Annotated in this window: 11 protein-coding genes; 3 read left to right on the top strand and 8 right to left on the bottom strand. The window is 58.0% G+C overall.

Annotation, left to right across the window (positions count from 1 at the left end):
- The first annotated feature begins 5 nt into the window (after positions 1 to 5).
- From QM748_RS11630 to QM748_RS11640, 3 genes are all read left to right on the top strand, one after another.
- Positions 6 to 1,223: a hypothetical protein gene (locus QM748_RS11630; RefSeq protein WP_415247121.1), complete on the top strand. Its 1,218-nt coding sequence runs from the start codon at positions 6 to 8 to the stop codon at positions 1,221 to 1,223.
- A 255-nt stretch (positions 1,224 to 1,478) separates the two neighbouring features.
- On the top strand, positions 1,479 to 3,152 hold the full coding sequence (locus QM748_RS11635) for an asparagine synthetase B family protein (RefSeq protein WP_415247122.1): 1,674 nt from the start codon (positions 1,479 to 1,481) through the stop codon (positions 3,150 to 3,152).
- A 34-nt stretch (positions 3,153 to 3,186) separates the two neighbouring features.
- A complete protein-coding gene (locus tag QM748_RS11640) occupies positions 3,187 to 4,428 on the top strand; it encodes a pyridoxal-dependent decarboxylase, exosortase A system-associated (protein ID WP_415247123.1) in 1,242 nt (413 codons plus the stop codon).
- A gap of 39 nt (positions 4,429 to 4,467) precedes the next feature.
- Here QM748_RS11640 and QM748_RS11645 read toward each other — a convergent pair whose 3' ends face one another.
- Genes QM748_RS11645 through QM748_RS11680 form a run of 8 tightly spaced genes read right to left on the bottom strand, consistent with a single transcriptional unit; the run spans position 4,468 to position 10,808 of the window.
- Entirely contained in the window at positions 4,468 to 5,307 is an 840-nt protein-coding gene (locus tag QM748_RS11645) for a tetratricopeptide repeat protein (protein WP_415247124.1), read from the bottom strand.
- Complete coding sequence (locus QM748_RS11650) at positions 5,249 to 6,130, bottom strand: hydrolase 1, exosortase A system-associated (protein ID WP_415247125.1); 882 nt, start codon at positions 6,128 to 6,130, stop codon at positions 5,249 to 5,251. Before QM748_RS11650 ends, QM748_RS11645 begins: the two co-directional genes overlap by 59 nt.
- Positions 6,127 to 6,960 carry a hydrolase 2, exosortase A system-associated gene (locus tag QM748_RS11655; protein ID WP_415247126.1) on the bottom strand — a complete coding sequence of 278 codons (834 nt, stop codon included), beginning with the start codon at positions 6,958 to 6,960 and terminating at the stop codon, positions 6,127 to 6,129. The genes QM748_RS11650 and QM748_RS11655 overlap by 4 nt, the downstream gene beginning before the upstream one ends.
- Positions 6,957 to 7,205, bottom strand: coding sequence for a phosphopantetheine-binding protein (locus QM748_RS11660; protein ID WP_415247127.1), 249 nt, complete (start codon positions 7,203 to 7,205; stop codon positions 6,957 to 6,959). The genes QM748_RS11655 and QM748_RS11660 overlap by 4 nt, the downstream gene beginning before the upstream one ends.
- Before the next feature lie 40 nt (positions 7,206 to 7,245).
- Complete coding sequence (gene ddaH, locus QM748_RS11665) at positions 7,246 to 8,043, bottom strand: dimethylargininase (RefSeq protein ID WP_415247128.1); 798 nt, start codon at positions 8,041 to 8,043, stop codon at positions 7,246 to 7,248.
- Positions 8,043 to 8,876, bottom strand: a complete 834-nt coding sequence (locus QM748_RS11670) for a GNAT family N-acetyltransferase (protein ID WP_415247129.1) — start codon at positions 8,874 to 8,876, stop codon at positions 8,043 to 8,045. Before QM748_RS11670 ends, ddaH begins: the two co-directional genes overlap by 1 nt.
- Before the next feature lie 24 nt (positions 8,877 to 8,900).
- The gene (locus tag QM748_RS11675) at positions 8,901 to 10,517 is read right to left on the bottom strand and encodes an AMP-binding protein (RefSeq protein WP_415247130.1); all 1,617 of its coding nucleotides are present in this window, start codon (positions 10,515 to 10,517) and stop codon (positions 8,901 to 8,903) included.
- 24 nt (positions 10,518 to 10,541) lie between these two features.
- Complete coding sequence (locus QM748_RS11680; protein WP_415247131.1) at positions 10,542 to 10,808, bottom strand: acyl carrier protein; 267 nt, start codon at positions 10,806 to 10,808, stop codon at positions 10,542 to 10,544.
- Between the last annotated feature and the right edge of the window lie 46 nt (positions 10,809 to 10,854).

The following is a 10,854-nucleotide window of genomic DNA, read 5'->3' on the forward strand; positions in this document are numbered from 1 at the left end:
ACGCGTTGGCCACCTTCAGCGACCGTCACCGTCCCTGTTCCGCAGCAACCGGACGGCCCGGCATTTTCGCCAAAGCCGCGGCCCTTCTGCTGCTCATGGCCTCCGCTCTGTCGCCCGATCTGGCAGCGGAAGTCATCCGCGTCGGCCCCAATGAGGCCCTCACGCAGATTTCCGCTGCGGCGAAGATTGCACATGATGGCGATGTCGTCGCAATCATGCCTGGCGAGTACCGGGGCGATGTCGCGGTGTGGCAGCAAAAACGCCTGACCATCCGGGGCATTGGCGAGCGGCCGGTCCTGGTTGCCGACGGCCAGACCGCCGAGGGCAAAGCGATCTGGGTCATTCGCAATGGCGACATTCAGATCGAGAATATCGAGTTCCGGGGAGCACGGACCAGCGATGGCAATGGTGCAGGCATCCGTTTCGAGCGCGGACGCCTCGAGGTGCGCAACAGTGCTTTCATCGACAATCAGATGGGCCTGCTCACGGCGAACTTTGAAGATGCCGAACTCGTCATCCGCGACAGCCTTTTCGCTCAAGCCCCGCGGCAAACACAGCCGCTCCCCCATTTGCTCTATGTCGGCCGTATCGCCCGTTTCGAACTCAGCGGTAGCCGCTTTCATCAGGGCTATTATGGCCACTTGGTCAAGACGCGCGCGCGCCATAACGACATCCGCTACAACCTGCTGTACGACGGCCCCTTCGGCGAAGCCTCCTACGAACTCGATCTGCCCAATGGCGGCGTAGCCCATGTCATCGGCAACATCATTGGACAAAGTGCCAACACCCAGAATCCGGTCGTGATCGCCTACGGTGCCGAAGGCCGGGCCTGGCCTGAAAATGCACTCTATCTGTCACACAACACCATGCTCAGCGAGCGCTTGACCGGCACCTGGTTTCTGCGCACCTTCACCGAACGGCTACCCCCCGGCACCGAGATTCTCGGTGTAAACAACATCACAACAGGCATCGGCACGTTCACTCTCTCCGCAGCAGGCAGCTTCAAAGGCAACGTGCCGCTTCCCCCTGGCGGACTGCGTGACTCCGATACACTCGACTTCCGTCCACGTGCCACCAGCATGCTGCGCTGGCTCACGGAACCCGCTGGCAGCCTGCGCGGGATATCACTCACCCCCGAAGCCGAATTCGCCCTACCGCTGGGCACGCGGCCACTTGTCGCCCCACAGCGCTGGCTACCTGGCGCACTGCAGGCGTCGGACTGAACACCCCACGCACGCATCCAGAATCAACTGATGCCATGCAAACATGACAAGGATCACTGACAATTCATGCCCCATGCGGCATCATCCGTAGGTTTTGATCTTTCTCGGCCCCAGCGGCCAACGGAGTACGGCGTGCTAGAGCAGTTTTGTGGCATTCTTCACGCGTCGGAAGCAATCACCGACGCAAGCAGCAGCTTCCCCGATCGACTGGCGCTGCTCCAGCTTCCGCGAGGCACGATCGGCTACAGGACCAACGTGGCAGTGTTTCAGGATGGCGGCCAGATTTGCCTCGCACTCGGCAATCCGCGCTTCAAGGATCCCGTCCTGCAGCAGACCAAGGAACAGCGCGGTGCCGCCGCAGCCTGGGCGCAGGCCTTCCGCAGCCACGGTGACGATGCCCTGCAGCAGGCAAGCGGCCGCTTCAGCGTCATCCTCGTCGGGCTCGACGGCCGCGAGGCGCTGCTCGCCAATGACCGCTTCGGCACCTGGCCAGTGTGCTACATGGAACAGGACGGGCGGCTGCACTTCTCCGATCGTGCCAACGCCGTTCCCGGCATCCACCGGCAGGTGTCGTCACAGGCGGTGTTCGACTATCTCTTCTTCCACATGATTCCGGCCCCCATGACCATCTTCGAGGGCGTGTATCGCTTGCCGCAAGGGCATCTGCTCAAATGGCAGAACGGCAAGGTGGAATGCAGGCGCTGGTGGCAGCCACGCTTCGACGAGGACGCCCGGCCGGATCTCGCAGAATCCAAGGCGCGTTTCCTGCAGATCATCGAAGATGACGTGCGCCGCGAAGCCGAAGGCGCCAACGTCGGCTGCTTCCTGTCTGGCGGCACCGACAGCTCGACCGTCACCGGCATGCTGTGCAAGGTGCTCGGCCAACCCGCCCGCAGCTACTCGATCGGCTTCGATGCCAGCGGCTACGACGAGATGGAATACGCGCGCATCGCCGCCAAGCGCTTCGGCGCCGACCACCGCGAATACTACGTCACCCCTGACGACCTGCTCGACGGCATTCCCAAGGTCGCCACGCACTACGACCAGCCCTTCGGCAACTCGTCGGCCGTGCCGGCCTGGATCTGCGCCACCCGCGCGCGCGAGGACGGCATCGACAAGATGCTCGCCGGCGACGGCGGCGACGAACTCTTCGGCGGCAACACCCGTTACGCCAAACAGCGCGTGTTCGGCTGGTACGAAGGCATCCCCGGTCTCGTGCGCCGCGGCCTGCTCGAGCCCACGCTGGCACTGCCGGGCATGGACCGCATCCCGGTGGTGAAGAAAGGCGTCAGTTACGTCGAACAGGCACGCGTGCCGATGCCCGACCGCATCCACATGTACAACATGCTGGTGCGCCTGGGCATGGACACCGTGTTCGAGCCCGACTTCCTCGCCCGCATCGACCTCGAACAGCCGAAACGCGAACAGCGCGAAGTCTGGCAGGCGACCAACGCCCGCTCGCACATCAACCGCCTGCTCAACTACGACTGGAAATACACCCTCGCCGACAACGACCTGCCCAAGGTCATCGGCACCACGCAGCTGGCGGGCGTCGATGTGGCCTTCCCGCTGCTCAGCAACGAGCTCACCGACTTCTCCACCGGCCTGCCGCCGGAGTGGAAGCTCAAGCGCCTGACCCTGCGCTGGTTCTTCAAGGAAGCGCTACGCGGCTTCCTGCCCGACGAGATCATCGCCAAGAAGAAGCACGGCTTCGGCCTGCCCTTCGGCGTGTGGGCCTGCCAGCATGCAGGGCTGAAGGCGCTCGCCACCGACGCACTGAACAGTTTCCGCAAGCGCGGCATCGTGCGTCCGGCCTTCATCGACGAACTCCTTTCCACCCACCTCCCGGCCTACCCCGGCTACTACGGCGAAATGGTCTGGATTCTGATGATGATGGAATTCTGGATGCGCGAGCACCTGCACGACTGAGCAATCACTTTCTGAATACGAAACGAATCCTGATATGACTGAAGTCCGCCAAGCCCCCGTCCATACCCCGATGTCACAGTTTCACAGCGAAGACGGTGAACTCATCATCAACGGCCAGCGCATCAGCCGCATTGCCGCTCGCGTCGGCCGCACGCCGTTCTATGCCTACGACCGCAGTCTGCTCGATACCCGCGTGGCCCAGTTGCGCGCCGCGCTGCCCAAGGCAGTCAAGCTGCACTATGCGATGAAGGCCAACCCCATGCCCGCTCTGGTGGCGCACATGACCCGTCTGGTCGATGGCATCGACGTCGCCTCGGCCGGCGAACTGCTCGTCGCGCTGGACGCAGGTGCCGACCCGCGCGAAATCAGCTTCGCCGGACCGGGCAAGACCGAGGCCGAGCTGAATCAGGCTGTCGCCGCGGGCATCCTCATCAACGTCGAATCCTTCCGCGAAGTCCCGCTGCTGGCCGCCGCGCAACAAGCGCTGGGCTTGCCAGCACGTGTCGCGGTGCGCGTCAACCCGGACTTCGAACTCAAGTCCTCGGGCATGAAGATGGGCGGCGGCCCTAAGCAGTTCGGTGTCGACGCCGAACAGGTGCCGGAACTGCTCACGGAAATCGGCCGCGCCGGCCTGGCCTTCGAAGGCTTCCACCTATTTGCCGGCTCCCAGAACCTCAAGCAAGAGGCCATCGTCGAAGCCCAGCAGAAAAGCTACGCCCTGGCATGCCGGCTGGCGGAACACTCCCCCTCGCCTGTCCGTTTCCTCAACCTGGGTGGCGGCTTCGGCATTCCTTACTTTCCTGGCGAACAGCCGCTGGATCTCGCCCCCATCGGCACCAACCTCGCCGACATCGTCGAACAGGCACACCGAACGCTGCCCGAGGCCGAGATCGTCATCGAACTGGGCCGCTACCTGGTCGGCGAGGCCGGTCTGTACGTCGCCAAAATCATCGACAAGAAGGTCTCGCGCGGCCACACCTACCTCGTCACCGACGGTGGCCTGCACCACCACCTGTCGGCCTCGGGCAACTTCGGCCAAGTCATCCGCAAGAACTATCCTGCAGCCATCGCCAATCGGATGGGCGCCACTGTGGAGGAGCGCGTCTCCGTAGTCGGTCCGTTATGCACGCCGCTCGATCTGCTGGCAGATCACATGAGCCTACCCAACGCTGAACCGGATGATTTGGTGGTCATATACCAGTCAGGCGCCTATGGCGCCTCTGCTAGCCCACAACGCTTCCTGGGACACCCGGGAGTAATTGAAGTACTGATCTAGGTCCCCGCCGTAACCCAATTAAGATACAGTGACTGTCCCTTATTCGACCGGCTTGGTGGCATCCGTTTTGTTGGCTTCGCTCTCCTCTATTGCAGCTCCGACTGGCTGTCTAGTAGGCTCCCGCCATTTGCCAGCTCGAACCAGCTGATTCTTTAACCCTGGCAACGGAAACCCCAGCCCGTATGCCAAATGGGCATTTTCCAATGCCTCGCTGAACCTGCCGAGCTTCAAATAGGCCAAGCCGAGATTGTAGTGCAGGTTCGCATCCGGGGGCCCTACCTCACCCTTGCGGGCCGCCTCTAGCTGAGCTACGGCCTCCCCCGCTTTGCCTATTTGCAGCTGATATATACCGAAAAGCATCTTCACCATTGAATCATCTGGCCGAAAACGCAAGCCCCGGTCAAACCAGCACTCGACCGTATAACGCGCCCCAGCAGCTGGATTGCTCTTTGACCGGATAGACCAGTCAGCCATCGTTTTCAGGGCGCCATGGTGATTCGGAAACACTCTCAGTGTATAAGCCAAATCCCCTCCAACAGATGTCGTATTGCCTGACAGCATTCGCTGGATCTCTGCCGTGTAGTGCACGCTTTCAACGGCTCGTCTCTGCTTCGCTGTAGCGGTTCGATAATCGAACGGGCCGAAGTGATTGCTGAACGGATCACCGCAAAAGTTGGGATCTGCCGCGACGGCTCCCGACAGGCTTTTCAGAAAAAGTACTGTCAGCAACAAATACCGTCGGCCCAATCTCTGGACATGGCAAGATCGATGCGAGCCGTTCAAAATACTGATCGACAAAATAATACCTCCCTTCAGAGAATCAGCGCGCGCCCACATCGAGCGACAGGGATCTGACAAAGTCCACAGTGATTCTTTCAAGCTCCTGCTGGAGCCCCGGCATTGTGAACGTATGATCAGCCTCGTCCACTCGCATGACACGCACACGCCCTTTGACAGCCAGATCCTTGAATCTCGGATGCGGTATCAGCACTTCGTCACACTCACGAGCCACATAATCTCGGCCACTCAGAACAACCAGGCTGCTGCTGCAGCTACGCTCAACTCCATACAGCATCCTTTCCATTAGAGTAGAGCCGGCGCCATTCCTTTCCGATTGTGGATCCTGAACCTTCGTCTTACCTATTGCCTTTCTTGCTGTCCGCGCAACACCCGTTAGAGCGCTCGCGACACCAATTTTCCCTTTAAACAATTTTTTCCAGAATGCAGGATCGCGCAGACGATCGGCGTAATAGTGCTTGAGGTAGGCTTTAGCCTGTGATTCGGCAGTCCGCACCCAAGGGTTCAACAAAAGCAAGCCCTTTATCCGATCATCCTCAGGAGCGTAAACACATGCCGCACTTGCCCCTCCACAGAGACCCAGCAACACAACGTGCTGAACATCAGGCAGGGCAGCAAAAAACTCGCTCACAGCCGCAGCAAGATCCGGGCCAATGTCTTCAAAATCCCGTGTTTCACCGGTGGCATCCCCCATGCTTCTATTATCGAAGCGAAGGCATGGAAAACCGTTTTCCGCAAGATTACGCGCGAGCAGAACGAACTGCCGATGGCTGCCGATTCGATACTGAGGGCCACCAACAATAATGACCACCCCCACATTCTGCGCTTGTTCAGGTACTGCCAGCACCCCCACCAAAGATTCGCCCTGGCACTCGAACACCAACCCCTGCTCCGTGTAGTTCATACCTGTAGCTGCTCCAGAAACCGCCTACTCACATGCACAAGCTCAGGCACTGTTCGAATATATGGAGTTCCCCAGAATGCTGGCCCGACTACCTTTTCGCACAAAACTCGGCACCCATTGCTCTCCCACTTGGCAATCGCTGCCTCGATCGCGGGCGAAAACGCCCCATTGGCGCCTCCTCCAATCTCGACCACACCCAACTTCCGGGGGCCACACCCATCGACGGAGAAATTGGCCCCGGCCATTCCCTTTGCAAATTTCGTAGAAATGCAGTACCCCGCGATATCTACACTTTGCCCCTGGTCAAGCCTCTTTCGTATTTCCGCCACGGCACTGCGCGCATCCGCTTCAGACAACATGCTGTTTGCTGCCTTGAGTCTCAAGAACTGCGTCAATTGCAGTTTTCCACTTAAAACCGGCTGCCACAACAGCACTGCATTGCATGGCCGACGATTCCGTGCCAACCAGTCAGAAGCAATAAGCGCGCCGCCTCTCAAACACCAGAGATTCAATTCGAGCTCAGGATAAGCAGCCGCACACCATTCAATGACATTATCAAGATCCTCGATCCACATCTCCCAAGAGACATCCTCCAGCCCCCCGGAACTGTCCCCACACCCGGTCAAATCAAACAGCACAACCATCCACCCGGCTTCGACAAGAGCTTCAGTCGTCAACGTAAGCATCCGTCGTGACTTGTTCATTTCCTCCGCAAAAGGAGGCACATGTACAACAATCCCTTTTGCCTCTCCCCGCGGGAGACTCAAAAGGGTGAAGAGCTGACGATCAGCCGAGGGGATATATGTAGCAGTACGCTGCAGCACGGTCATCCAAGTTTTCTGCTGACGAAGTCGACCAAGCTACCGACGGTCATGAAGACCGAGCCGTCGATATCATCATCATCCACAACAATGTCGAAGCGCTCTTCGATCACGTTGATCAGTCCAATTACGGCCATCGAGTCCAGCTCCGGCACGGCGCCGAGCAGCGCGGTATCCAGATCAAAACCATTGCTACGCCCACGCAGGCTGAGCACCTCGTCAAGAATAGCAAGAACTTCTTTTCTAATATCCAAAACATTCTCCTTCTGCAGTATAGAATCCATAATCAAAAAACTAAGACCTTAGCTCAAGCGTCATGCACTTCACTCCACCGCCTGATTTCTGGAACTCACCAATAGGCGTCGGCCAGACCTTTCTTCCTTGCGCTCGGTATGTTTCGATCAATCCGTACGCCATATCGCTGATGACGACGTTCTCGCCATCGCTCAATGAATTAAGCCCATACGCCAGAGCATCCTCATCTGTCGCCTCGATCACATTTGGCACGAAACTCCTAATCCGCCTCAGGCTTTGCGCCGAAAAGGCAGCCGGATAAATTGCAACAGTACGCTCGTCAATCACAGCGAATGCCGTGTCCAAATGATAAAAACGCGCATCAACAAGCTGGAGGCCAACGATTTCAACATCCAGAATCGACTCCAACTCCCGGTGCGCAGCCTGATCGCTGCGCCAGGGGTAAGCAGCAAACAGCACATCCCTCCAAAGCAGCGCATCTCCCTCGCCTTCAAAATCGTGCGCCATCCGCACGGGATTTTGGTAGCCATTCAAGCAGAACCAACGCTCAAAATGTTCCGTTTCACCCTGACGTTCCGGCTGACGAAACTGAGGCAATATGGTCTTACCATCGACCACCAACCCGCCATTCGCGGTAAAAACCATATCAGGCAACCCCGGAACAGCATCGATCAGCGAAACGCTCCAGCCAAGCTCTTCAACATACAAATCATAGAGGCGATACCACTGATCACGCGCCAACTCGATATCGACGGGGTTATCCACGTGCATCCACGGATTGATTTCGTACTCAACACCGTAAAACGTAGGCGGACACATCAGGAGCGCCTTGCCCATCACCCTCTCCGCGGCATGACGATATAAGTATACCGAGGATAGGCGAAAGTGAAGCCCATTCGCACAAGATTCCGAAAAGCAGCGTCAGGCTGCTCGGGCGTCCCCAGTGCAGTTTCGAGAGTGAACCACTCGCAGCCCGCTTCAGCAGCATCACGCAATCGCGCAGCAATGAAAGCGCCATGAACCCCACGCCCCCGAAACGCAGGCAAGGTAGTGCTCCAACCCGCCCAGGCAACGCCATCACAGACATACGAGAGGCAGGAAGCAACCGGATCATCGCCATCATATGCGAGCCATTGACGATATTCTGGTTTCTCGAGCACGCGATCCAGCAATGCCTGTACTTCAGGCGCCACCCGAAACATATCTGCCGCAATTCGGGCGCCACGCCTTGCATCGTCCGGTCCGATGCGCTCGATCCGCAGAGTCGTTTCGACAACCGGGATGTCTGAACAAGGCCGTATCAGCATGGCCGTTCCCAACCCCCGGCGAAAACGTCTCTTTTTCAACCAGTCACTCAAAGCATCTGGACGTGCCGCCGGGCTCAATTCGATGGCCCACGGCAGTCCTTCGGCCTCATAGAACCGGGCAGCCTCGTCCAGCATTTCCTCCGTGGCATCCTCAAAAAGCCCGAGCCCGATCACTCGGTTGAACAGGACGGAAGATCTCACCACCGACGAACGCAACGCTACCGCAGATCCAATCCTCGTGGAGGTAAAGCACTGCTTGCCCACTGACGGCACGCCGCCAATCAGGCATTCATACGCATGCGCTTCGCTGAAATCTGCAAGACGAGCTTTCTCGATATCACTCAAACTCTCGGGACACGTCATCGGCCATAGCCTCTCATATGGAAATCAGCCAAGACTTGCTATCAACGCCTTGCGATCGATTTTCCCGTTCGCATTCAGCGGAAAATTCGCCATCAGGTGCAATTCGCGCGGCACCATCACGTTCGGCAGAGTTTGCTTTAGCTGCTCGCGTACCACCTCCACATCGACATCTTCCCGCGCGATGAAGCCAACAATCCCTCCCGCACCGCTCGACGTCACCGGCCATCCCACCGCCACAGCCTCGTCCGTGCCAGCCGCATCGCGCAGAGCCTTCTCAATCTCACCGAGTTCAATTCGAACCCCTGAAATCTTGATCTGGTGGTCCATGCGCCCCAAAAACACAATCGGCGCATCCGGCGCATCCTGCCTCACCAGATCACCTGTGCGGTAATAGATGCCATCCCGTCCTGGCAAACGCACAAACGCCAATGCGGTACGTTCAGGGCTGCGCCAATAACCCGGCGTAACCTGCTCTCCGCTGATCAACAGTTCCCCTTCCGACCCATAGGGCAGAGGCTTGAACTCTTCATCGACGATCAACAGTGTCACTTTCGGGCCAGCAAAGCCGATGGGCACTACACCATGCCGGCACTCGACCATCGAGTTCTCGCCCGACCAACGATAGTAAGCTGCGTCAACCGTGCATTCCGTAGGACCATATACATTTTCAATGACTGCATTAGGCGCTGCCGCTGCAAGCTTGTTCGCCAGCTCCGCCGCAAGCGCCTCGCCACCAAAGCGGCACAGCTTCAGCCCCGGAAATCGCCCAGGCCGCCAGCCATTTGTACGACTGAGTGAATGCCCTGTCGAAGGCACGATGTCGATGACGGTCAACTCCCGATCAACGATGTACTTATTGGGATTGACCCATTCGACATGAGACGGGCTGCACAAGCAAGCGCCAAAAGCCCATGACACATACAAGTCAAACATCGAAGAATCGAAAGTGATGTCATAGAATTGCGAAAATCTGTCATTCTGCGTCAATCCACAATCTGCATAACGCTCGAGCGACATTGCAACAAAGCGTAGGGCGTTGCTGTGCAACACCCCAACCCCTTTCGGAACGCCTGTACTTCCCGACGTAAAGAACAAATAGGCGAAGGAATCAGGCGTCACAGAAACCGGCTGCCACCCAGCAGGCACCGTCAATTCGGATGCCGACACGAAGCAATGCTCAGGCCACCGCTCACGAAGCGCCGCCACATCACTAACCTGCGGAAGGATCAGCGTCATCCGGGTTGTGCAGCCATGCAATAAACTATCGAGCAGTTCCTCACCCTTGGAGTCGAGTATCAGAGCCTCAAGCTCAGCCAGCTGAATCATCGCTTTGGTTCGCTCGACCGGAAAGCCAGGATTGAGCGGAACCAGTGTATGACCAGCCATCAGCGTACCAAGCAATCCTGCATAAGCAGGCAATGACCGGCTTGCCAACACGCCCGCCAACTTCGGCGCCATAGGACGAACATGCTGCTGCAAGGCTACCGCTATCGCTGACGCCTCCTTTTTGAGTTCGGCATAGCTCAACTGCCGTCCTTCCACCTCCAGCGCAGGCCTATCAGGAAAACGTTCAGCAGAACTCAAAAAACCCGCGTGCAGTCCATAAATCGTCTCGCCCACCGGTGTGACCAGCTCAGCCATGAATGCAACTCCAGAAAAATCCGACTAATATTGGGTCTTCCCCAATTTTCCCTTGACATAGGCTAGCAGCGTCCCAACTGTCTCGAACGTAGCCCCATCAACTTCGTCTTCGCCAACAAAGAAACCAAACCTTTCTTCGATCAGGTTGATCAAGCCGATCACAGCCATGGAATCAAGCTCTGGCTGCCCCCCCATCAACGGCGTCGAATGATCAAAACTAGCCCCCCTACCCTCCAACCCCAGAGCCTCATCAATGATGCCAAGCAGTTGATTCTGAATATCCAAGGACATGACACCTCAAAAAGTCGTTCTCGAACAAGCCAATCCTGAACGCACA

This window comes from Thauera sp., from assembly GCF_047601425.1.
Lineage (GTDB): Bacteria > Pseudomonadota > Gammaproteobacteria > Burkholderiales > Rhodocyclaceae > Thauera.

Coding starts and splice junctions, on each gene's coding strand:
- QM748_RS11655 (WP_415247126.1), bottom strand. CDS start 6,960: ATGACCGTGCTGCAGCGTACTGCTACATATATCCCCTCGGCTGATCGT.
- QM748_RS11670 (WP_415247129.1), bottom strand. CDS start 8,876: ATGACGTGTCCCGAGAGTTTGAGTGATATCGAGAAAGCTCGTCTTGCA.
- ddaH (WP_415247128.1), bottom strand. CDS start 8,043: ATGGGCAAGGCGCTCCTGATGTGTCCGCCTACGTTTTACGGTGTTGAG.
- QM748_RS11640 (WP_415247123.1), top strand. CDS start 3,187: ATGACTGAAGTCCGCCAAGCCCCCGTCCATACCCCGATGTCACAGTTT.
- QM748_RS11680 (WP_415247131.1), bottom strand. CDS start 10,808: ATGTCCTTGGATATTCAGAATCAACTGCTTGGCATCATTGATGAGGCT.
- QM748_RS11650 (WP_415247125.1), bottom strand. CDS start 6,130: ATGAACTACACGGAGCAGGGGTTGGTGTTCGAGTGCCAGGGCGAATCT.
- QM748_RS11675 (WP_415247130.1), bottom strand. CDS start 10,517: ATGGCTGAGCTGGTCACACCGGTGGGCGAGACGATTTATGGACTGCAC.